This is a genomic window from Acinetobacter sp. YH16052 (genome assembly GCF_013417155.1).
In the GTDB taxonomy this organism is placed as follows: Bacteria; Pseudomonadota; Gammaproteobacteria; order Pseudomonadales; family Moraxellaceae; genus Acinetobacter.
Genome location: NZ_VPEO01000025.1, coordinates 1 through 22,073, shown reverse-complemented (window position 1 = coordinate 22,073; position 22,073 = coordinate 1). Strand labels below are relative to the sequence as shown.

The 22,073-nt window shown below is 44.7% G+C and carries 18 protein-coding genes and 1 pseudogene; 7 read left to right on the top strand and 12 right to left on the bottom strand.

Going from position 1 to position 22,073, the window contains the following annotated elements:
* The first annotated feature begins 131 nt into the window (after positions 1–131).
* Both FTV42_RS13735 and FTV42_RS13730 read left to right on the top strand, forming a co-directional pair.
* Positions 132–911 (top strand): hypothetical protein, encoded by a 780-nt coding sequence (locus tag FTV42_RS13735; RefSeq protein WP_180039070.1) that lies wholly within the window; start codon positions 132–134, stop codon positions 909–911.
* 9 nt (positions 912–920) lie between these two features.
* Positions 921–1,844, top strand: coding sequence for a mechanosensitive ion channel family protein (locus FTV42_RS13730; RefSeq protein WP_004732923.1), 924 nt, complete (start codon positions 921–923; stop codon positions 1,842–1,844).
* 87 nt (positions 1,845–1,931) lie between these two features.
* Here the strand turns inward: FTV42_RS13730 and FTV42_RS13725 are convergent, their stop codons facing one another.
* Positions 1,932–4,640 carry a DUF2339 domain-containing protein gene (locus tag FTV42_RS13725; protein WP_180039066.1) on the bottom strand — a complete coding sequence of 903 codons (2,709 nt, stop codon included), beginning with the start codon at positions 4,638–4,640 and terminating at the stop codon, positions 1,932–1,934.
* 161 nt (positions 4,641–4,801) lie between these two features.
* Between FTV42_RS13725 and polA the strand changes: the two genes are divergently transcribed.
* Positions 4,802–7,564 (top strand): DNA polymerase I, encoded by a 2,763-nt coding sequence (polA, locus tag FTV42_RS13720; protein ID WP_180039065.1) that lies wholly within the window; start codon positions 4,802–4,804, stop codon positions 7,562–7,564.
* Between the two features lie 360 nt (positions 7,565–7,924).
* On the opposite strand, the gene FTV42_RS13715 is transcribed toward polA, so the two are convergent.
* From FTV42_RS13715 to ppx, 5 genes are read right to left on the bottom strand one after another with little or no spacing between them, the layout of a single operon-like run.
* Positions 7,925–8,494, bottom strand: a complete 570-nt coding sequence (locus FTV42_RS13715) for a YggT family protein (RefSeq protein ID WP_004278259.1) — start codon at positions 8,492–8,494, stop codon at positions 7,925–7,927.
* Positions 8,495–8,513: 19 nt separating this feature from the next.
* Positions 8,514–9,353 carry a pyrroline-5-carboxylate reductase gene (gene proC / locus FTV42_RS13710; RefSeq protein WP_004278260.1) on the bottom strand — a complete coding sequence of 280 codons (840 nt, stop codon included), beginning with the start codon at positions 9,351–9,353 and terminating at the stop codon, positions 8,514–8,516.
* 2 nt (positions 9,354–9,355) lie between these two features.
* On the bottom strand, positions 9,356–10,732 hold the full coding sequence (tilS, locus tag FTV42_RS13705) for a tRNA lysidine(34) synthetase TilS (RefSeq protein WP_180039064.1): 1,377 nt from the start codon (positions 10,730–10,732) through the stop codon (positions 9,356–9,358).
* On the bottom strand, positions 10,669–11,493 hold the full coding sequence (locus tag FTV42_RS13700) for an acetyl-CoA carboxylase carboxyltransferase subunit alpha (protein WP_180039063.1): 825 nt from the start codon (positions 11,491–11,493) through the stop codon (positions 10,669–10,671). Before FTV42_RS13700 ends, tilS begins: the two co-directional genes overlap by 64 nt.
* Before the next feature lie 30 nt (positions 11,494–11,523).
* Positions 11,524–13,044, bottom strand: coding sequence for an exopolyphosphatase (gene ppx / locus FTV42_RS13695; RefSeq protein WP_004278264.1), 1,521 nt, complete (start codon positions 13,042–13,044; stop codon positions 11,524–11,526).
* Between the two features lie 260 nt (positions 13,045–13,304).
* Here ppx and trxA point away from each other — a divergent pair, with 260 nt between their 5' ends.
* The 3 genes from trxA (at position 13,305) to FTV42_RS13680 (ending at position 15,923) form a co-directional block, all read left to right on the top strand.
* Positions 13,305–13,631, top strand: coding sequence for a thioredoxin (trxA, locus tag FTV42_RS13690; RefSeq protein ID WP_180039062.1), 327 nt, complete (start codon positions 13,305–13,307; stop codon positions 13,629–13,631).
* Between the two features lie 322 nt (positions 13,632–13,953).
* Positions 13,954–15,222, top strand: coding sequence for a transcription termination factor Rho (gene rho, locus FTV42_RS13685; protein ID WP_004278267.1), 1,269 nt, complete (start codon positions 13,954–13,956; stop codon positions 15,220–15,222).
* Between the two features lie 401 nt (positions 15,223–15,623).
* Positions 15,624–15,923: a hypothetical protein gene (locus FTV42_RS13680; RefSeq protein WP_180039061.1), complete on the top strand. Its 300-nt coding sequence runs from the start codon at positions 15,624–15,626 to the stop codon at positions 15,921–15,923.
* Positions 15,924–16,027: 104 nt separating this feature from the next.
* Here the strand turns inward: FTV42_RS13680 and FTV42_RS13675 are convergent, their stop codons facing one another.
* The 3 genes from FTV42_RS13675 to pheS all read right to left on the bottom strand — a co-directional run bounded on the left by FTV42_RS13675 (position 16,028) and on the right by pheS (position 19,817).
* Complete coding sequence (locus tag FTV42_RS13675; RefSeq protein ID WP_004783565.1) at positions 16,028–16,324, bottom strand: integration host factor subunit alpha; 297 nt, start codon at positions 16,322–16,324, stop codon at positions 16,028–16,030.
* Positions 16,321–18,702, bottom strand: coding sequence for a phenylalanine--tRNA ligase subunit beta (gene pheT / locus FTV42_RS13670; protein ID WP_180039060.1), 2,382 nt, complete (start codon positions 18,700–18,702; stop codon positions 16,321–16,323). The genes FTV42_RS13675 and pheT overlap by 4 nt, the downstream gene beginning before the upstream one ends.
* Before the next feature lie 134 nt (positions 18,703–18,836).
* Positions 18,837–19,817: a phenylalanine--tRNA ligase subunit alpha gene (pheS, locus tag FTV42_RS13665; protein WP_180039059.1), complete on the bottom strand. Its 981-nt coding sequence runs from the start codon at positions 19,815–19,817 to the stop codon at positions 18,837–18,839.
* 159 nt (positions 19,818–19,976) lie between these two features.
* On the opposite strand from pheS, the gene FTV42_RS13660 reads away from it, so the two are divergent.
* The gene (locus tag FTV42_RS13660) at positions 19,977–21,002 is read left to right on the top strand and encodes a hypothetical protein (RefSeq protein WP_180039058.1); all 1,026 of its coding nucleotides are present in this window, start codon (positions 19,977–19,979) and stop codon (positions 21,000–21,002) included.
* Between the two features lie 186 nt (positions 21,003–21,188).
* On the opposite strand, the gene FTV42_RS13655 is transcribed toward FTV42_RS13660, so the two are convergent.
* The 3 genes and pseudogenes from FTV42_RS13655 to FTV42_RS17635 form a co-directional block, all read right to left on the bottom strand.
* Positions 21,189–21,326 carry a hypothetical protein gene (locus tag FTV42_RS13655; RefSeq protein ID WP_180039057.1) on the bottom strand — a complete coding sequence of 46 codons (138 nt, stop codon included), beginning with the start codon at positions 21,324–21,326 and terminating at the stop codon, positions 21,189–21,191.
* A 262-nt stretch (positions 21,327–21,588) separates the two neighbouring features.
* Positions 21,589–21,726, bottom strand: a pseudogene (locus FTV42_RS17640) (GNAT family N-acetyltransferase); the annotation flags it as partial.
* Positions 21,727–21,741: 15 nt separating this feature from the next.
* Positions 21,742–21,897, bottom strand: a complete 156-nt coding sequence (locus tag FTV42_RS17635) for a hypothetical protein (protein WP_004732946.1) — start codon at positions 21,895–21,897, stop codon at positions 21,742–21,744.
* Between the last annotated feature and the right edge of the window lie 176 nt (positions 21,898–22,073).

The following is a 22,073-nucleotide window of genomic DNA, read 5'->3' as shown; positions in this document are numbered from 1 at the left end:
AATGATGAAAAAATTTAAATTGAGTGTACTCTAAGCATATGACAGCGTGAAGTATGTTTTCAAAGATTTAGCAAGAAAGGGTGCCAAGATTGCCGCAAGATAAAGATGAATTAATCCCAAATACAGCGAAAATGCGCTGGTGGGGAGAACAGAATTTTGAAATAAATCAGTCTAAAGCCTGGCAGTTTGGCTCCTTACTGTTTCGCCTGACCCGGGGCATTCAGGAATGGCGACTGGAATATTTCCGCCCTTCAGTGCAATACGATTATGAGCAGCAATGGCATCAGATTGATGATCCGAATTTTGCCTTTCCCCCACCTGTGAAAATTGAACGCTATATGTTCAAATCCACGCAAAACAAATTGCAACTGATGCCACGCCTTGCAGACCGTTCTGTGGTGATTAAACCAGTCGATCCTATTTATATTCCTGCCGGACAGCGCGGTACGCTTTATATCAGCACGCCCTTATGGATTGCCGGTTTTGTCGAGGGGCAGCGCGAACCGATTTTTGACTTGCCGGTAATCTTGCCAAAAGACACCTGGTTTGGACCCAATCACCGTTCGGGGGAAATTTGCTATGCCACCGCAGTCGATGGCAGAACCGAACTGAAACAGTTACATCCGCGAGCCTTTCGTGCAGTCACACCAATTGAATTTCACAATATCAGCAACCAGCAATTGCGCTTTGACCGAATGAATGTGCCAGTGCCTGCCCTGCCGCTTTTTTACAGTGAAAGTACCGGCCGCTTATGGACCTCACAAATCCGCGTTTTGCATGAAAGTTCGGATCGTCCGCCGCGGATCCGGGTGGAAAACCGCACGCCACCAAATGCTGGTGAAGTGGCCTATCTGCATCCACCGCGTGATCCGGCAGGTGCGTTATTTAATATGTTTGATTCATTTTTCTAAGGGCGTCTGATGCCAAGTTCAAATATTCCGACCGAAGTCACCAACAGCCTGAAGGGAGTATTTACCAATATCAATACCGACCGTTTGACCGAAGTTCTGGTGGCGGTGGTGTTGTGCTTTATTGGTTTCCTGATCGCACGCTTTATTTCCAATACCTTTATTCGCACCATTGGTGTCCGTTTTAATGCCCATCAGAAACTGGTCTGGCGCCGCGGAATTTTCTATTTTATCTTCCTGCTGTTTGTGATGGCTAGTCTGAAAGAAGCCGGTTTTAAACTCAGTGTCTTCCTTGGCGCTGCAGGGATTTTAACGGTCGCACTGGGTTTTGCTTCGCAAACCTCAGCATCCAACCTGATCAGTGGTCTGTTCCTGATTGGTGAAGGTTCTTTTGAAGTCGGTGATACCATCCAGATTACCTTGATTCGTGGGCATACCATTGAAGGCGAAGTGATTTCGATTGATCTGCTCTCGGTTAAACTTTTGACCCAAGATAATATCTATGTGCGTTTACCGAATGAACAGCTAATTCGGGCACCGGTGCAGAACTTGTCGAAATTTCCGATACGGCGGATTCCGATTACGTTGGCGATCAATTTCCATGAAAATATTATCAAGGTACGCGAAGTTCTGTTGGATGTTGCCAACAAGTATCCACTGGTTCTGGCCGACCCGAAACCTGCAGTCACCGTTACCGCTTTCCGTGAATCTTCGATTGAACTGCTGTTTGCAGTGTGGTGCCAACAGGAAAACTACCTGAAAGTTCGTGATGAAATGCAGGAACGGATTCGCAACGGCTTTGTCGATAACCAGATTGAAATTCCGGTGCCGAAGATGGGCTTTGTCGATCATCCACTTTCCCGCCCTTTGGAAAATGAAGAAATTGATCAATACGCCAATGACAAGGCATTGAAAAGAGAGCCTGATTTAAAATAAATTGACTTTAGGTGAGAGCAACATCTAAACCAAAAATCTGCATCAGTGAAAAATGCTCCCTCTCCTTTCTTAAAGGAGAGGATTCAATCAATCAGTTTTCTCCGGCATCGGTGCAATATAAGCAATCAGCAGCATCACCCCGCCCGCCAGCAAGAAGGAAATCACCCGGGTTAGGGTGCCAATATGTGACAGGTCAAATAGTACGAGCTTCAAGGTTACAATCACCAGAATACTGCCGCCTAAAATCCACATCGGTTTCAGTTTTTTGAGTGTCGCCGTCCACATGGTAATCCAGGCCAGTAATACCCAAAGTATGGTCAGACTAAGCTGAACCGTCGCATTGCTCCATAAGGCCAGATCATTAAACGGCGTCTGCAGGTACACATGTAAAGCTCTTAAAATAATATAACTGGATAGCCATAACAGGCTTAGTACCATTAAAACCGCCATCATGCCTTTGTCACGTCCCACCTTAATTTGCTGTAACAGCATCCAGATAAAACTGGCAAACATGGCAATACTGATCAGGTCAAAAGGATTCAGAATCGGCAGCCAGTAATACTGAAAGGCTTGCTGGCTAAACAGCTGTGAACATACCAGCCAGCTTCCCATCAGCAATAAACAGCTCTTGGTTTGCCAAAGCTGCTGCCAACCTGACTGCGGATCCTGCCGATAGCACCACAGGCAGAATAATAAAGGCAAAATCACCATGCTCAGATAAGGCATGTTCGGGATCAGACATAAACTTGCCAGAGCCAGACTGCTAAAAACACCAAAACTCATCCATTCCTTGGAAAGCTGCAAGCCAGCCAGCGGTCTAAGCCACAGAATGGCCAATAATATCGTTGAAAGTGCAGAAACCCCACGTTCCAGATCACTATTCCAGACAATCACCGCATTCTGACTGCGATCCAGAGTTAGAATCGCCGCAATGACCAGCAAGGGCGAGATGCCACTCCACTTCGGCAGTAACCATGACCACTCCTGATTTTTGCGCAGGATCATTTCATTGAACAGTACATATCCCAGTATGATGATAAATAAACTCAGCACATAGGCATGCTGACTCGGAAATTCATCTTCCAGCAAGGCAAATAACATCAGGCTGGCCGCAACACTTAAACTGCTTAAAAAGCTGACACTCAGACTATCCATCTGCTGCTGGTACTGCTTTTTAAGCTGGCTGATGACTACGACTGCCACATAGCACAGACTCAAAATCCAGAAAATGATTCGCGGTGTTGGATTAATCTCGACCAGATAATACAGGCTGCTGAATCCGGCCATCAGCAATAAGCCCATGCTCAGATAGTGTGCTACCCGGACATTTTTTTCCAAGGCCCACAAATAAATCAGAACACCTTCAACGGCCCAGCCGACCACACTCCATTGCTCTGTCAATAAGATCGGTGGCACCAAGGCGAGAAAAATCAGCATCAGGCTCAGATAGCTCTGCGAAATGAGCTGGATAGTTTGCTTACGGTGCAGCAGTGTCCAGCAAGCGGCAAAGACCAGTGCAAAGAACAGGCTTAACCCAGCTTGCCAGAGTTTTTGATTGGGCTGATTAAAATGAATCAGATACAGAAAAATATAAGCGGTAATAGGGGCAGCAAAAATCAGCGCTAAGTCCAATACCGGTTTTAACTGAAAACGTGAGAGATCCTGTCGTGCCAGCAACTGGCTAAAGCGGAAACCTAGCCAGATAAACAGTGCACTATGTGCCAGAATCAGCGCAGTCATGGCATAACGCTCATATGTATAACCATGAATCAGGCTATATATCCCGCCAACGACCCCAGTGACTAAAAAAGCAATCTGATTGAGAATCTTCCATGGCCGGAAACTGCTCAGCACTGCTACCCCGATATTGATCAGCAGATAATAGCTGATCAGCTCAACAGCCGAAGCATCGCGGGTCGGCAAGGTAAACGGCGCCAGATAAGCAATCAGCAAAGCCATCAAGGCCAGTTCGATGCTTTCCTGTTTCAGACTTAAATATAGAGTGATGGCCAGAATGATGAGGAATAGCAAAGTCGCCAACGGTAACGTGGGAATCACCAGATTGTAATAGGCAAAAAATAAGGTCAGGAACAGACTCCCTAAACCCAGTCCTTCCAGTGCCAGAGCAAAACTCCGATTTTTCTGCACCAGGCGATAACCCAGACCTGCTATACACCCACTTGCCAGTGCAACCAGGCCCAATTTTGCAGCCAGACTGAGTTGCCAGTGCTCAGTGGCAAAACGCAGCAGTAAAATAATCCCAATCACCAAAATACTAATCGCGACTTTTAAGACTGGATTCCCCTGGAAAAGCCAGCGCTGCAGTTGATCTACCAGATGAGGAGAGTCGTTTACCTCTTGGGCAGACTCAGTTTTCACGAATGGAACAGAATCGGATCGATCCGGTGATCGCTGTAAGGGATTGGCAGAATGGGATTGTGATTGCAGCTGTATCAAGCGCCCTTCCAGACGTTGCAGCCACCTGAGCAAAAAGAATACCCAGGTCGTAATCCCGATGCCCATCAGCCAATCCAGTTCAGCCAGTCCGCCAACAATGGCAGTAATTGAAGAAATATATAAAGGAACTTTAGAATTGCGTTCTAGGGACATTTGCTGCTGTGCGGCCAATTGATTCAGCGGTGCTTCTACCGCAGTGACATATTGCATCACGCTAAAGATAAAACCCAAACCACACAGATAAGTCACAATCTGATAACCTAGATACCAGGCACTGATCCCGGCAATCAGCAAGGTAATCAGCCAGATCATGCGCAACTCATTCCGTCCTGCAGCCATTCTTATATTTCTCTTTCCTGAATCGTTCCATCATACAACAGCTTGTGCTGCTTATTTCATCTTCGACCGATATTCGCTAAGCTGTAAACTCAGACTCGTCTCAGCGAGCGCGGTAAAAATCACGTACAATAGCGCTGTATTTTGAATAAGGAATTGATTACATGCCACCATTTGTCTTGGTCGATGGCTCTTACTTTTTATTTCGTGCCTTTCACGCACTGCCACCATTAACCACGTCAACCGGTTTACATACCAATGCAATTCGTGGTGCGATTTCTGCTATTCAAAAACTGATGCGCCGGACCCAACCGACCCATATGGCGGTAATTTTTGATACCCCAGAACCGACCTTCCGGCATGAGCTGTCACCGATTTATAAAGGTGACCGTCCCAGCATGCCAACGGAATTATCCGAACAGATTCCTTATCTGCATGCCTTGATCCGCGCTTTGGGCATTCCGCTGCATACCTTACCGGGCGCCGAAGCCGATGACATTATTGGGACACTGGCCAAACGTGCCGAGGCGATGGGACATCAGGTGCTGATCTCTACGGGCGATAAAGATATGGCACAACTGGTGACCGAAAAAGTCACCCTGGAAGACAGCTTTAAAGAAAAACCGCTGGATGTCGACGGTGTGTTTGAAAAGTTTGGCGTCTGGCCGAATCAGATTATTGACTATCTCACCCTGATGGGCGATGCATCAGATGGCATTATGGGCGTGCCAGGTGTAGGTGCCAAAACGGCAGCAAAACTGCTCACTGAATATGGCTCGATCGGCGGCATTTTAGAAAATGTCGACAAGATCAAAGGCAAAGTCGGTCAAAATATTAAAGAACATGTCGATGGCATTGCACTGGACCATCAGCTGGCCAGTATTGTGATCGATCTGGATCTTAACTTTGGTTATGACGATTTAAAACTGTGTGAGCCGAATGTCGAGACCTTACGTCATTTGTACACCGAGCTGGAATTCCGTAACCAGCTGCAGTCCTTAGATCACCCGAACAACCCGAATAATTCAAATTACCAGCAAGCAGCAAAATCTATTAACGCCAAAGCGGTTACAGCACCAGAACCTCTGGAAGACCATGCGTCTGTGACCAGCAGTGATGACCAGTTAGGACAAGCCACCTATCACACGGTATTAAACCAACAAGATTGGGACACACTGTTTGAACGCTTAAGTACCGAAAAACGTTTTGCCTTTGATACCGAAACCACCAGTCTGGATTATCGTATTGCACAGATTGTCGGTTTCTCGGTCGCCTTCGATGCGCAAGATGCCTACTATGTTCCCTTGGCACATGATTATGAAGGCGCACCGGAACAGCTGAATCGTGAAGTAATTCTGGCGCAGATCAAACCAATTCTGGAAGATGAGTCTGTAAAGAAAATTGGGCATCATCTGAAATATGATGCACATGTACTGGAAAATCATGGCATTCATCTGGCAGGCTGGTATTTCGATACCATGCTGGCTTCCTATGTCCTGAATTCTGTCGCGACCCGTCATGGCATGGATGATGTGGCCCGTCTGTATTTGAGTCATCTGACCACGACTTATGAACAAGTGGCCGGTAAAGGTGCCAAACAGAAGACCTTCAACCAGATTCCACTTGAAACTGCAGCGCATTATGCTGCAGAAGATGCACATGTTACCTATCGTCTTTATGAAGTCTTGAGCAGCAAATTACAGGCACATCCTGAACTGGTGAATATTCTGCATAATATTGAAGTTCCGGTCGCACGTGTACTGACGCAAATGGAAGAAAACGGCATCGAACTGGATCTGGCTTTTCTGGATCAGCTTGGGGGTGAGTTTGCCAATACCATGCAAGATCTGGAAAACCAGATTATGGAAATTACAGGGGAAAGCTTTAATGTCAGCTCACCGAAACAGGTCGGTGAAGTGTTATTTGAAAAGCTGGGCCTAAAAGGCGGTAAAAAAACCACCACCGGACAATACAGTACCAGTGAAAGTGTACTGGAAAAAATTGAACATCCGATTGCCCAGCTGATTCTGGAATATCGTGGTTTGTCCAAGCTCAAAAGTACCTATACCGATGGTTTATGCAAACAGGCTAATCCTGATACCCACCGTGTGCATACCAGTTACCACCAGGCATTGACTGCAACTGGCCGTTTATCATCGACTGATCCAAACCTGCAGAATATTCCGATTCGTGCCGAAATTGGCCGTCAAATTCGCAAGGCGTTTGTGGCACCGGAAGGTCGTGTTTTGCTGGCAGCCGATTACTCACAAATTGAATTGCGTCTCATGGCCCACTTATCTCAGGATGAAGCCCTGCTGGATGCCTTTATTCATGGTCAGGATGTACACCGCCGTACCGCAGCGGAGGTTCTAGGCATTCCGTTGGAAGAAGTGACCAATGACCAGCGCCGTCAGGCCAAGGCCGTCAACTTCGGCCTACTTTACGGCATGTCCGAGTTTGGTCTGATCCGACAGTTAGGTTTTACCCGTCAGGAATCACAGGATTATATCAAGCAGTATTTCCATCGTTATCCGGGCATTTATGACTATATGCAACGTACCCGTCAGGTCGCATTAGAACAGGGTTTTGTTGAAACCCTGCTCGGTCGCCGTTTATATACCCCAGATATTGATGCCCGTAATATGATGGTGCGTAAAGCGGCAGAGCGTGCTGCGATTAATGCTCCGCTACAAGGTTCGGCTGCGGATATCATTAAAATGGCGATGATTGAAGTCGACAAGATGTTGCCGAAAGATCAGGCCAAAATGCTGTTGCAAGTTCACGATGAACTGGTATTTGAAGTGGATGAAGACATTGCCGATGAACTCGCACCTAAACTGGCAGAAGTGATGCAATCGGTATTGCAGATTTCTGTACCATTGGTGGTAGAAGTGGGTAAAGGTAAAAACTGGGATGAGGCGCATTAATGTGCCTTTAACCCCATCTTCCTTATAGGAGGTGAGGAATATATTCCGCAAGGGGATGGAGGGGATTTTAATTTATAATCCTCATCTACAGGCAGCGATATTAAAATCTTTTCTACTATCAAGTTTTGAACGCATATTTTTCTATTTTTAGGAAATCAGCAGCACTACTGGTTAAGAGCATCCAAGTTCCCTCTCCTCTCAGGAGAGGGTTAGGGAGAGGTTAAAATCCCATCTTCTTCTTGCACTTCGATTAAAACTTGTCAAGGTTTGGCAAGTTTAACAAATCCCTCCCAACCTCCCTTTTCTAAAGGGAGGAGCAAATAAAAAGGACGCTGAGGCGTCCTTTTTATTTGGATCCGATTAAAGACCAGTAAGCAATACGATCGCCACTTGGTTCATAATCATTTCGATAATAATTAAAGTTAAAATGGCAAAGATTGGAGAAAGGTCAATCATCCCCATATTTGGCATAATCCGGCGGAATGGCGCCAGTAAAGGCTCAGCCAGCTCTTGCACGACTTCAATATAAGGCGAACGAGACTGAGTAAACATCACCACCCAACTTAATATAATCGTAGCGAAAATCAAATAACGACAGAAACGGATCAAATCCTGCATCATGGTGACAAAAGTCAGAATAATCAGATGGACAGGCCCATTCGGCATCCCCCCTGACAGATACATCATGCCAAAAATTTTAAGCAGATAAAGCACGACCAATAATGCCAAAGCAGCAGTACTGACTCGGCCTTTGGCCAAGGTTGGGAAAATTCGACCAAATACATCTACAATTTTAGTGGCTTTCACGGTAGAAAGAACCACAGGATTGTAAGGACTGACCGCTGCCAGTTGCATTAAAAATCGGAAGAATACGAGCAAAATCGCGACGTTAATGATAATGCCAAAAATTAGCGCAGAATTTGCACCCATACTTGAACGTTCCTAAAAATTAAACTGAAGATTTGCTGCTTTCACTGAGCTCTTGTGCCAGTTCTTGACTGCGTTTTTGTGCAGCGGCAAGTGCCGCCTGAATATTTTGAGAAATCTGGGCGCGATCAAAGACTTCAAGTGCGGCCTGTGTAGTCCCATTTGGAGAAGTCACATTTTTACGTAACTCAGCGGGCGTATTCGAACTGGTAATCGCCATTTGCGCCGCCCCTAAAGCCGTCTGCAAGGTGAGTGCAGTTGCAACTTTTTCATCCAGACCTAAATTTTTACCCGCACGAATCATACTTTCCATCATATAGAAAAAGTAAGCTGGACCCGAACCCGAGACTGCAGTGACTGCATCAATTTGTGCTTCTGATTCGACCCAAATGGTCAGCCCGGTCGACGCCAAAACCTGACTTGCCAGCTCACGATCACTCGTTTCTACAGATGCATTAGCATATAAACCATGTGCTCCGGTCTGTACCAATGCTGGCGTGTTCGGCATGACCCGGACAATACGCTCTGTCCCCAACAATGCTGACAATGTAGCTATTTCCGCACCGGCGACAATGGAAATAATCAGTTTATTATTAACCAGACCTTTTAAAGGTTGCAGCACTTGAGCCAAAACTTGAGGTTTTACCGCCAACACAACGATATCTGCATCCTGAATTGCAGCGCTATTATCCCCGGTCACATTGATTTCTTTTTCCGCCAATAAAGCACGGACTTTTTCGACCGGATCAGAAACTGTAATACGTGTTGCTGGCAAACCACGTGAAATCAGACCGCCAATTAAGGCTTGGGCCATATTACCGCCACCAATAAAACAAATATTACAATTTAAAGCTGCACTCATGTTCAATGCTCATCGTTGAGTTCTAAAGTTGAAGAAACTGAAATCGGTAGCCATCCGCCTGCTTCACAATATGCAGATTGGGCCAACCAAAATCCTTTAGGGGTAAACACGCCTAGCATAACATTATCTGTGCTTAATATTTGAATAGTATGCCGAGCCCAGGGAAATATTTGCGCTTCCTGAATGGCTTTTTTCAGCGGCCAGGTACCGACACGGCCATATAAATGAATTTTTTCGCCACCCTGCCTCTGTTGTAAATGCAAAGGTTGCTGCAATAATGCAGGAGATAAACCGAGCTGTGCAGGAGCGATGATAAATTTTCCTGACAAAACCTGCACGCTGTCTTTTAAAGCAAATTTTATAGTTTTCGGGCTAGTTTGAACCTGCTGCTGCTCGGCTAAATAAGTCTCTGCAGTCAGACGATGTATCTGCTGCTGATAGCGCACATAGTAAAAGCTTTGCCAATGTAGTGCCGCCTGAGCATCTTGCTTGGCATAAATCACTTCGCGTTGCAAACGCTCCACCATATCTAAGGATGGACGATACTGTTGTTTACCTTTCATCCAGGCAGAGAGTAATTGACGTTGTCGTGATTTTGAAAGCTGTAAAAATTTACCAAGATCGAGCTGCGTTTCAGTTCCACAATATGCTAAATCCTGTTGCAGCACTTCTTGTAAAATGTCTTGAGCATCCTGCATTAACTCACTGGTTCGCACCAAGGCAGCTTGCATTTTAGGATAGCGTTCGCTTAATACTGGCCACAGGGTCTGGCGTGCCCAGGCTCGGTCATAATGGGTATCAGCATTGGTCGGATCTTCAATATTCTGAACATTCAGGTCTGATGCCCATTGGCAAATCTGCTCACGGGAAATATCCAGCAATGGCCGCCAAATCGTGAGATTTTCACGTACATCGATCTGTTTCATGGCTGCTAAACCGTCAACGCCGGCACCAGACAATAAACGCAACATCAGGGTTTCCGCCTGATCCTGCTGATGATGCGCTAACACCAACATTTCATCCGCTTGCAAATGTTGCAGATAGGCCTGATAACGTGAATTGCGCGCTTGCTGTTCCAAATTGCCACTGGCGACATTGACTGGCTGAATGATACAGGGAATATTCAGTTGCCGACACTGCTGCTGAACAAAAGTGCCCCATGCACTACTGATACTTTGCAGCTGATGATCCACATAGATTGCCCGGATTTTTTCCGAGCATAAAAAAAACATCAGATGCAGCAACAGCATAGAATCTACGCCACCACTGCATCCGATGAGAAATTTTGTCTCTGCAGGAAAGTCCTGCAGCTGTTTTAAGAAACTAGACCTAAATTGTCGCTGCCAAACTTCATTAAACGTTGGTAACGTGCTTCGCATCGTGCTTGCGCTTCCATTAGTTGCAGTTCGTTCAAAGCTTCTTTCAGCACTGCTTTCAAGCTGTTCATGACCTGATCCGGATTTAAGTGAGCACCCTCACCTTCATCCACCACATATTCTACAATATCCATTTTCTGCAATTTTTCTGCAGTCAGAGCCAAGGCTTCACTAGCCTGTTCAGCTTTTTCAGCGGTTTTCCAAAGAATTGAGGCACAGCCTTCCGGTGAAATCACCGAATAAATACTGTGAGAGAGCATCACCACACGATCTGCTACCCCAATACCCAGCGCACCACCTGAACCGCCTTCACCCAGTACAGTTGCAATCACAGGTACTTTCAAATTAGAAAGCTGAGCCAGACTGGTGGCAATCGCTTCAGCCTGACCACGTTCTTCTGCACCGACACCCGGATAAGCGCCCATAGTGTCAATAAAAGTAAAGACTGGCAGGTTAAAACGCTCTGCCATGTCTAGCAGACGCTGTGCCTTACGATAACCTTCCGGGTTACTCATGCCAAAATTATGCTGTAATTTTTCACGGGTGCTACGACCACGATGCTGACCAACGATCATCACCGGTTGACCATCGAAACGAGCCAGACCACCGATCATCGCGCCATCATCACCATATAGGCGGTCACCATGTAAAGCATCAAATTCAGTGAATATTTCACCCACATAGTCCAGGAATTGTGGACGTTCTGGATGACGTGCAATCTGCACTGTCGCCCATGCTTTTGATGGAGTTGCTTTATTTTTCATAGGTTAACCGTTTTCATCCCTATAAAGGTATTAATTAACAAACTGTTCGGATTGAATCGAGAGTTCAATCTCCCAATTTTTAAATTGCTGCTGTTCATCGTGCAGTTCAGCGACCAGCAATGGCCATTGCTTGGCATCACCAGACACGCTGAGTTGCCATTGTTGCGCATTTTCAACCTTGAGTTCAATGGCAGGAAGCATCTCATCGCTACGACTGTGATTGACCAAAACCGACAGACGAAGCAGCAAACATAACCATAAAAGTTTAGATCCACCGACTTTCATCACATCAATCTTGGCATCAGCGCGCAATTTACGACGATGGTGCGCGACCAAATGTGACAAATGATTCTGATCAACTTGCGAGAAACCGGCAATATCCGAGTGTTGTAATAAATACGCGCCATGACGATGATAGCCACTGTGACTGATGGCCAAACCAATCTCATGCAGATAGGCGGCACGACGTAACAGGTCACTATCTTCAACACTCAAACCGAGTTCACTGGCCACGTCATTAAACAGTTTTTGTGCGGTCTGAACCACACGCTCAGCCTGCTTGGCATCGGCATTATAACGGCCGATCAAGGCATGTACGGAACGATCACGGATATCTTCGTGCTTGAAACGGCCAAGCAAGTCATACATCACGCCTTCACGTAGCGCACCATCAGAATAGACCAAATGATCAATTCCCAATACATCAAAGACGGCATAGAGAATGGCAATACCAGCAGGTAAGACGGCACGACGGTCATCTTTCAGACCTTCGAATTCCATGTCCGAGACATATTTATATTTAAGCAGCTTGTCTTTGAGCTTTTCCAGGCCTTCACGCGTCAACTGTTCGCGATCATTGCTCCAGCCCATATTGACGCAAATCTGGCGGCAAGCTTTAATAGTACCACTCGAGCCGACGACAGCATCCCAACCGGCTTCTTTATAAGTATTGGCAATTCCCGAAATTTCTTTACGTGCCGCAGTAACTGCTTTATCAAAAGCTTTGGCGCTAATTTCACCATCCTGAAAATAAGCTTTGGTAAATGCTACACAGCCCATTTGTACTGATTCGGTATGAATCGGCTCGAATTCTTCACCGATAATCAGCTCGGTTGAACCGCCACCGATATCAACCACCAGACGACGACCGCTGTTGGCCATGGTATGCGATACACCCAGATAAATCAGACGGGCTTCTTCACGGCCGGCAATAATTTCGATCGGTTTCGGTAAAATTTCTGCGGCTTTCTGGATAAATTCATGGCCGTTTTTGGCTTGACGTAAGGCATTCGTCGCCACGATCCGTAATCGGTTCGGCTGAACTGCACCTAAACGTCCAACGAAACGGGCCAGACAAGCTAAACCGCGTTGCTGTGCGGCTTCGGTTAAATTCTTATTTTCGTCTAGTCCTGCGGCAAGCTGAACTTTTTCTGACATTGATGCCACTTTCTTCACTTCGCCATGATCTACACGGGCGATGGCCAAATGAAAGCTGTTTGATCCCATATCGATGGCGGCAAGTAATTCTTCATCAATCAAAAAGTCAGACATTCCAGAAATAAACCTTTAACGAATTGTGCTTAGAGTAATTCACATGCATGCAATTTAAAAGCCATTTGTAGCGACAATTTAATGCCTTATTCTTTTTTGTATCGGGAATAATAGTGAGACACGATCATCACTATCGTGATCATCCATTAGACAAAATAACATTAAGCATTGAAAATTTACAGATTCCCCTACATTGTTAAAGATGGCTATGTAATACTAATAATTAGTTATCTTTAAAATATTAATCTGGAGCACATTCCATGTCTGGCAACATCGTAAACACTACTGACGCAAACTTCGAAGCAGACGTTCTTCAATCAGACGTTCCTGTACTGGTGGACTTTTGGGCAGGCTGGTGTGCACCATGTAAAGCAATTGCACCCGCACTTGAAGTGCTCGCTGATGAATACCAAGGCAAAGTTAAAATCGTGAAAGTTGACGTAACTTCTTGCGAACAAACTGCTGTGAATTTCAACATCCGTAACATCCCGGCTTTGTTGATGTTCAAAAATGGTGAAGTTGTTGCGACTCAAGTCGGTGCTGCACCAAAATCTAAACTGACTGCATTTATTGATGACAATATCTAAGCACAGCATTTTTAGTAAAAAATACGCGACTCATGCTCGCGTATTTTTTTCGGCTATAAATTGACAAACCTGGCATTTTCTCTTATATTCGCTACTCAAGAGATAAAGGATCCTAAATCCTGTCAATTTCTTACAAGACACATTACATAAGATGCCGCTCGGCAATAGAAATTGTTTTTCACATTTTCCTTTGAAACACTCAAACAGATCTCTGAATTGTTCTTTTGCAAATTCAATTGCTTTCGTTTGAATGCTGGTATGCGGCCGAATGTTACTCCCTTTCTAACCTGTACCTCAGAACTTTGATTCTATCTGACCACCTATGAATTTAACCGAACTCAAGAAAAAACCGATTGGCGAACTCATCAAGATTGCCGAGTTTATGGGCCTCGAAGGTATGGCTCGTAACCGTAAGCAAGACATTATTTTTGCCATCTTAAAACGTCATGCAATGAATGGCGAAGAGATTTTTGGTGATGGCGTTCTAGAAATTTTGTCAGATGGTTTTGGCTTTTTACGCTCAGCCGCAGGTTCTTATTTAGCAGGTCCTGACGATATCTATGTCAGCCCTTCTCAAATTCGTCGTTTTAACCTCCGTACTGGCGACACCATTACTGGCACCATTCGCCCGCCGAAAGAAGGCGAACGTTATTTTGCTTTACTTAAAGTCAATCAAATTAACTACGACACACCTGAAAATTCACGTAACAAGATTCTGTTTGAAAACTTGACGCCATTATTCCCGACTGAGCAGTTGGTGATGGAGTTAGGCAATGGTACCACTGAAGATTTAACCACCCGTGTGATCGACCTAGTGGCACCGATTGGTAAAGGCCAGCGTTCAATTATTGTGGCTCCGCCGAAAGCGGGTAAAACCATGCTGCTGCAAAGCATTGCACAGTCCATCGTTCGCAATAATCCTGAAGTTATTCTGATCGTTCTCCTAATTGATGAACGTCCAGAGGAAGTGACCGAGATGGAGCGTACGGTTCGCGGTGAAGTCGTGGCTTCTACCTTTGATGAATCTCCTGCACGTCATGTTCAAGTTGCTGAAATGGTGATTGAAAAAGCAAAACGTCTGGTTGAACACAAAAAAGATGTGGTGATTTTGCTTGACTCGATTACTCGTTTGGCGCGTGCCTATAACACTGTGATTCCTTCATCAGGCAAAGTACTGACTGGTGGTGTGGATGCACATGCCTTAGAACGTCCTAAACGTTTCTTTGGTGCGGCACGTAATATCGAAGAAGGTGGTTCACTGACCATCATTTCTACTGCCCTGATTGAAACCGGTAGTAAAATGGATGAAGTGATTTACGAAGAATTCAAAGGTACAGGTAACCAGGAAATTACCCTTGATCGTCGCATTGCTGAAAAACGCGTGTTCCCTGCGATGAACATCAAGAAATCTGGTACTCGTCGTGAAGAACGCCTGATGTCAGAAGACAATCTGCGTAAAGTCTGGATTCTACGCAAGCTGCTGCATACTCAAGATGAGTTGGCGGCAATGGAATTCTTACTAGATCGCATGAAAGAAACCAAGACCAATGATGATTTCTTTGATCAGATGAAACGCAAAGCTTCAAATTAAAATTTCAAATGAAAGGTCACCTAAGCGGTGGCCTTTTTTAGGTTGACATAAATTACAGAATGAAACACTCGAGCCTGATTTATGTAAACTTATTTTTAAGTTTTTGATTAATAAAATATTCAGATTAAAAATTGTATAACTTTTAAGTGTTTAACAAGCCTTTCTCCAATCTAAATCTTTCATTCCATTGTTATTTTCTGTTAAAAACTTATGATTTTTTAGCATTTTTCAGTACTTTTTTGAGTCTTGCTAGTAGCAATTAAAAAGGCGCAGTGATAGCATATTTGCAGACCAGTTAGACTGCTCCTGCGTTGTTAGTCCCTAACACAATTAGGAACAATAAAAGCACTTAACAGACTAACTTAGGTTTTTTTTAATCTCAATTTTTAGAGAGTGATGCCATGTTATTCAAAAAAATCGCTATTGCTGCTGCAGTTGCTACTACTCTAGCTTTCGTTGGTTGTGCTAAAAAAGCTGACGACGCTGCTGCTGACGCTAACCAAGCTGCATCTGAAGCTGTAGAAGCTGCTTCTGAAGCTGAAGCTGCTGCTGACGCTGCTGCTGTAGAAGCTACTGACGTTGAAGCTTCTGCTGAAGTTGCTGCTGAAGTTGACGCTGCATCTGAAGCTGAAGCTGCTGCTGCAGTTGCTACTGAAGCTGCTGCTGACGCTACTGCTGCTTCTGAAGCTGCTGCTCAATAATCTTTTAGATTATTCAGTACAAAAAAAGAGAGCCTTTGGCTCTCTTTTTTTATTTTAAAAACTGAAATTTAAAAATATTAGATTTCAGCTTTTAAAAAAGCAGATCAGTTGATCTGCTCATTTCCCACACGTTGACGGAACTTCTGTCCCGCACGGAAGGTTACTACACGGCGTGCAGAAATCGGAATCTCTTCACCCGTTTTCGGGTTACGGCCTGGACGTTGACGCTTGTCACGCAACTCAAAATTACCAAAACCCGAAAGTTTTACTTGCTCGCCTGAGATGAGCGCCTGGCTAATCTCATCGAAGAACAACTCAACCATTTGTTTTGCTTCACGACGGTTTAAACTCGTGAGCTCACTTAAATGATCAGCCATTTCTGCTTTAGTTAGTGCTGTCATGAAGCCCTCAATGTCGCTTGGTAAGTGTTTTCTAACACTTGAAGGATATTATCCATACCTGATTTAATTTCAGCATCTTCCAGTGTACGGCTTGGATGCTGCCAGAGAAGTGCAAATGCCAGTGAGCGTTTCCCTTCTTCTACTCCTTGTCCAGTGTACACATCGAACAACCAAGTTGAGTCTAAAACCTCTCCGCCTGTTTTTTCGATAAGTCCCTGAATTTCGCTAACATTAATCTTATCACTAATTAAAAGCGCAATATCACGTCGAACCGATGGAAAACGTGATAATTCTGTAAAATTAGATACATAAGTTTGCAAAACAGCCGCTTGATCCAATTCTGCTACCCATGTGGTTGCCAGATCAAGTTCGTCTTCAAGTGAGGGATGTAAACGCCCCAAGTAACCAATTGATTGACCATTCACGAGAATTTCTGCGGATTGCCCTGGGTGCAACCAGCTACGCTCTGAACGCACATATTCTACTTTGACACGACCAGCAGCCAGAATTTCTTCTACATCACCCTTAAAGTCAAAGAAGTCCATTGGCTGTGCCTTACCATGCCAAGACTCAGCATGACGTGAACCAGTCGCAATCAATGCAAAAGTTGGAATCTGTTTTAAATCATGGATGCTGCTGGCTTCTTGATAGTCGAAACGCAAACCGAGCTCAAAGAAACGTACACGGCTTTGCTGGCGGTTGACATTGTACTGAACACAAGGAATCAGGCTAGACAGCAAGGTTGAACGCATCACAGCCAAATCACTTGAAATTGGATTAGCTAATGCTAATGGATTCACACTGGAATTAAGTTGCTTTTCAAGTTTTAGGTCTGAGAAGCTAAAGCTGATCGCTTCTTGGTAACCTAAAATTACGGCAGTTTGACGGAGTTGGCCCAACTCAAATTGATCTTGGTATTTCGCCAATTTCACATCAATCACAGGCAGACTGATTTGAATATTGTCATAACCGTGAATACGTGCCACTTCTTCAATCAAATCTTGATAGATCACCATGTCATAACGATGTGATGGCGGCACTACAGACCACTCACCTTCTGCTTTTACTGTAACTTCACAACCTAAACGGGTTAAAGCATCAGTAATGAACGCTGAGTCAACACTATAACCTAGCAGTTGATCGACTTGGGCTTGATTCAATTCAATTGCGTCACGTGTTGGCAATAGAGCCGCATTTTCGGCAACTGTAATTGGTCCGAACTCGCCGCCCGCAAGTTCCGCAATCAATTGTGATGCGCGGTGCATAGCGATCAATGGCAATTCAAAATCGACACCACGTTCATAACGCTGAGAAGCATCGGTATGCAAGCCAAAGCTACGGGCACGACCGGCAATATGTAATGGTGCGAAGAAAGCAGATTCCAGGAAAATTTCAGTGGTTGCATCACTGACTGCTGAAGACAGGCCACCCATGATACCGGCAATCGCCAATGCTTTTTCGTCATCCGCAATCACCATCACGTTGTCAGAAAGCTCAACGTCTTGCTCGTTTAAAAGCACAAGTTTTTCGTCCGCAGTGGCTTGACGTACATGTACCGCACCTTGAACTTTACCGCCATCAAATGCGTGTAGCGGTTGACCAAGCTCGATTAATACATAGTTGGTAATATCGACCAGAATGCTGTGCTGACGAATACCTGAACGTGCCAATGCACGCTCCATCCATACAGGAGTCACAGCCTTGGTATTGACGTTCTTGATGACACGACCCAAATAGCGTGGGCAGCCTTCAGTCGATACAACGACTTTCTTTTCTTCGCTAATAGTCGCAGCTACTTCTTTAATTTCAGGGGCAGTTACTGGCAATTGGTTAATCACACCAATTTCACGTGCGATCCCGCGAATACTGAAGCAGTCCCCACGGTTCGGTGTAATGCTGATGTCAATCACGTTGTCATCAAGGTCTAGATATTCACGAATGTTCATACCTACTGGTGCATCCGCTGGAAGCTCTAACAAACCATCAATTTTATCTTCTAAATCGATTTCTGAAGCGCCGCACAGCATGCCTTGTGACTCGATACCACGTAGCTTGCCTTTCTTGATTTTGAAATCGCCTGGAAGTACTGCACCAATGGTCGCAACTGGCGCTTTCATGCCGGCACGTACGTTTGGCGCACCACATACAATTTGCAGTGGCTCACCTGAATCGATATTGACAGTGGCCACACGCAAGCGATCTGCATCAGGATGTTGTTCTACTGTCAGGACTTCCCCCACCACTACACCAGTAAATGCTTTTGCTGCAGGTGCAAGCTCATCGACTTCCAGACCCAACATGGTCAATTGATCAGAAAGTTTTTCGCTATCGATGGCTGGGTTGACCCATGTGCGTAGCCAATTTTCGCTAATTTTCATTGATATAAAACCTGTAATTCAAATCTCTAGAACCCCCCTCTGCCCCCCATTTTCCAAAGGGGGAGAACTCCATCTATTTCGCGGAGTCCCTCTCCTTTTTAAAAGGAGAGGTCAGGGAGAGGTATAAATTTGTTTTAAGCAAACTGGCGCAAGAAACGCACATCGTTTTGGAAGAACATACGTAAGTCATTCACGCCATAACGCAGCATTGCAAAACGTTCAACACCCAGACCAAAAGCAAAGCCTTTATATTTTTCAGGATCAATGCCTGCAGCTTGCAGCACATTCGGATGCACCATACCGCAGCCCAATACTTCTAACCAGCGACCGCGTTCATCCATAATATCCACTTCCGCACTCGGCTCGGTGAACGGGAAATAAGATGGACGGAAACGTACTTTCAAATCTTTTTCGAAGAATTCGTTCAGCAGGTTAATCAGCAAACCTTTCAGTTCCGCGAAGCTGGTATTTTCAGCCACGTATAAACCTTCGATCTGATGGAACATCGGTGAGTGGGTTTGATCCGAATCACAACGGTAAACACGACCCGGACACACGATCTGGATGGGTGGTTGCTGTGTTTCCATGGTACGAATCTGCACACCAGACGTATGTGTACGCAGCAAATGGTTCACATCAAAATAGAAAGTATCGTGCATGGCACGCGCCGGGTGATGACCCGGAATGTTCAGTGCTTCAAAGTTGTGATAGTCATCTTCAACTTCAGGACCTGTTGCAACCGTAAAACCTGCCTTGGTAAAGAACTGGCAAATACGCTCTTGCACCTGGGTCACTGGATGGATACTGCCCACCTGCTGGCCACGACCTGGTAAAGTAATATCAATGGTTTCGCTGGCCAGTTTTTGTTCTAAGGCAGCTTTATGCAGCTCTGCCTGACGTGATGTCAATGCAGCGGTAATGGTTTCACGTACAGCATGGATTTGTGCTCCGAACGCTTTGCGCTGTTCAGGATCCATTTTACCAAGCGACTTAGATTGTTCAGCGAGCTGGCTTTTTTTCCCCGTAAATTGCACTCGTACTTGATCAAGTGCAGCAAGGTCTTGAGCTGCTGCAATCGCAGCGAGCGCTTCAGTGGTCAGGGCTTCCAGTGACATAGTAACTCTCAAAGCAACAGGTTAAAAAATATTTTAAAAACCCCACATTCTAACAGTTTTTAGACACTTTGATGAAGATACGTTTTAAGGAAAATTAGATTGGCATGATTAAATATAAAAAGTATAAGATAAACACAATATCAATCAGATCAAATCACTATGGCACTCGATCAAATTTGGAAACAGCAGCTGACCCTGGTCACTTACGGCAATGAGTATCTGGCTCAGGACCTGAGTTTCAATCGTTGGATTCAACATTCCATTTTTAATCAGCACCAGTTCGCCTTTCGGGATCTGATGTCACAACATCTGTTGGCTCAGCATTTTCAGATCTGGCTGGAAGGTCTGAAAAAACAAGGCGTGCGTCGCCTCAGCTTGCATCGCTCTGATTTACTGGTTGATGAAAAAAATCCGAATGCCAATGTCGAGCTACTGCCACTGGCACATTTTATTGTCAGTCATGGTGCCAAAGCCAAAACCGCCTGGATCATTGGCAAAGAACTCCCTGAATGGTACAGCGCAGACAATGATTACGAAGCGCCTAAATCACAGCAATCTCCTTTACGCCATGAAACATTCTGGTGTTATGAGCTGAATCCTAAACTGGCCAAGCGCATTGATGTCGATCTGGAAGCCCCAAACTGGGATGATATTCAGGCCTATACCGATCATGAACTGTTTGAAAGTAGCCTTGCCCAAGATTTTACTGAACCGGCGTATACCAATTTGCCTTATTACGGCACCATGCCTGCCATTCAGGTCGATAGCGAAAGTCATTTGGCCTTAATTCCCACTGACTATTCAGCGGATTATGCTCACCAGACTTTGTACCGCCTAGATGCCTTAAATGACTTTATTCAAACTAAAATCCAACATCCCTATCGTGCAGATGGCGAAGTACTCAGCCCGGAGCAGCAACTCAATCTGCGACATTTTTCGCAAAAAATTGATGATTTAAGTGCTAAATTCATCAGCAAAGTCGCCAATCACTATAAGACCGCGCAGCTTACCCCTAAAGTTGCACCTGATCCATTTATCGGTATGAGTACTGAAGATCGTTCACCAAAAATTTCTAAAGCAGAAAAACCTCAGGACCCAGGAAAATCCAGTTCGTCTGCAAATGTGCTGACCTTAATTGTGATTACCGTGATTATCTGTCTGATTGGCTACTATTTCGGCCTTTAACATTTTACCAGAAAAGATTGAACATCCCGGGCAGAATTCAATGGAGATGTTGATACTCAGGAGCAGACATCAGCTTGAAGTAATACTGACGATTTTTGTGATGAGTTTTGATCATACAACCTATTATAAAATTGAGGTGAAGCATCTGCCTGAAAATTTCAGCATTGTTTGAATAAGCCAAAGCTGTTATTTGCTGATCGCCCGGAAATGCTCTCTTAATTGACCGATGGATATATTGAGATAAAAGGATAAATCTAGCCAGATCACGGTATCAATCTCCGCCCATTTGACCGGAATGCTACACGTATAATTACCATCGATCATATAACTGGATTTCACCCTGCCCTATATTTTTGTCACTGATGTTAGCTCGAGCACTAAATTATTTTCCATGATCCGGGTGGATTAAAAGTTAGAGATTCCATTGATAATATAAGTCTTTAAGATTTTCGCCCAGATCACTGACATCTCCTTCACTGACAAAATAGGCGCCGGTCTTTTCATAAAAATAACGACTGGAATTCAGGTTCAATACGCTGCATTGCATATGCTGATAGGATTTTTCTCGACTTAAACCCAGACCCAATTAAACCAAATCACGTCCAATGCCGCGACCTTGAATATTTTGAAGCAAATAAAGTGCTCTCAATTCACTGATTGGCGCATCTACCGGAAAATTAAAAGCAGCAAAACCCAAAACTTGAGCATTTTCTTCATAGACAAATACCCGTCGATTCTCCTATTCAAGCACAGAACGCCACAAGGCGGCTCTTTGTTCTACACTCAACTTATCGAGAATTTCTGGTTTAATGATATTTTGATAGCTTTCACGCCAGCTTTGTACATGCACTTGGGCAATCGGCAGGACATCGTGTTGGGTGGCAAGTCGAATCATTATTTTTAAGCCTTATTTTTGATTATGCAATTTAACAATGACTAAAAAATCTCTGTACACGACAAATTTCACAGAACCCTTATCCTATCAGGATTCTGCTTTCTTAAAATTGCCAAAATTTCCTTAAACTCTTCTTTTTTCCCAAAACCAATTAAACGCTGAATCGCCATTTGAAC

Bases quoted from the DNA above. Each gene is read 5' to 3' on its own strand.
- pheT (WP_180039060.1), bottom strand. From the start codon at position 18,702: ATGAAAATTAGCGAAAATTGGCTACGCACATGGGTCAACCCAGCCATC.
- FTV42_RS13735 (WP_180039070.1), top strand. From the start codon at position 132: ATGCGCTGGTGGGGAGAACAGAATTTTGAAATAAATCAGTCTAAAGCC.
- tilS (WP_180039064.1), bottom strand. From the start codon at position 10,732: ATGCGAAGCACGTTACCAACGTTTAATGAAGTTTGGCAGCGACAATTT.
- trxA (WP_180039062.1), top strand. From the start codon at position 13,305: ATGTCTGGCAACATCGTAAACACTACTGACGCAAACTTCGAAGCAGAC.
- FTV42_RS13725 (WP_180039066.1), bottom strand. From the start codon at position 4,640: ATGGCTGCAGGACGGAATGAGTTGCGCATGATCTGGCTGATTACCTTG.
- FTV42_RS13730 (WP_004732923.1), top strand. From the start codon at position 921: ATGCCAAGTTCAAATATTCCGACCGAAGTCACCAACAGCCTGAAGGGA.
- FTV42_RS13680 (WP_180039061.1), top strand. From the start codon at position 15,624: ATGTTATTCAAAAAAATCGCTATTGCTGCTGCAGTTGCTACTACTCTA.
- ppx (WP_004278264.1), bottom strand. From the start codon at position 13,044: ATGTCTGACTTTTTGATTGATGAAGAATTACTTGCCGCCATCGATATG.
- proC (WP_004278260.1), bottom strand. From the start codon at position 9,353: ATGAGTGCAGCTTTAAATTGTAATATTTGTTTTATTGGTGGCGGTAAT.
- FTV42_RS13660 (WP_180039058.1), top strand. From the start codon at position 19,977: ATGGCACTCGATCAAATTTGGAAACAGCAGCTGACCCTGGTCACTTAC.
- FTV42_RS13700 (WP_180039063.1), bottom strand. From the start codon at position 11,493: ATGAAAAATAAAGCAACTCCATCAAAAGCATGGGCGACAGTGCAGATT.
- FTV42_RS17635 (WP_004732946.1), bottom strand. From the start codon at position 21,897: ATGATTCGACTTGCCACCCAACACGATGTCCTGCCGATTGCCCAAGTG.
- FTV42_RS13655 (WP_180039057.1), bottom strand. From the start codon at position 21,326: ATGATCGATGGTAATTATACGTGTAGCATTCCGGTCAAATGGGCGGAG.
- rho (WP_004278267.1), top strand. From the start codon at position 13,954: ATGAATTTAACCGAACTCAAGAAAAAACCGATTGGCGAACTCATCAAG.
- FTV42_RS13715 (WP_004278259.1), bottom strand. From the start codon at position 8,494: ATGGGTGCAAATTCTGCGCTAATTTTTGGCATTATCATTAACGTCGCG.
- polA (WP_180039065.1), top strand. From the start codon at position 4,802: ATGCCACCATTTGTCTTGGTCGATGGCTCTTACTTTTTATTTCGTGCC.
- pheS (WP_180039059.1), bottom strand. From the start codon at position 19,817: ATGTCACTGGAAGCCCTGACCACTGAAGCGCTCGCTGCGATTGCAGCA.
- FTV42_RS13675 (WP_004783565.1), bottom strand. From the start codon at position 16,324: ATGACAGCACTAACTAAAGCAGAAATGGCTGATCATTTAAGTGAGCTC.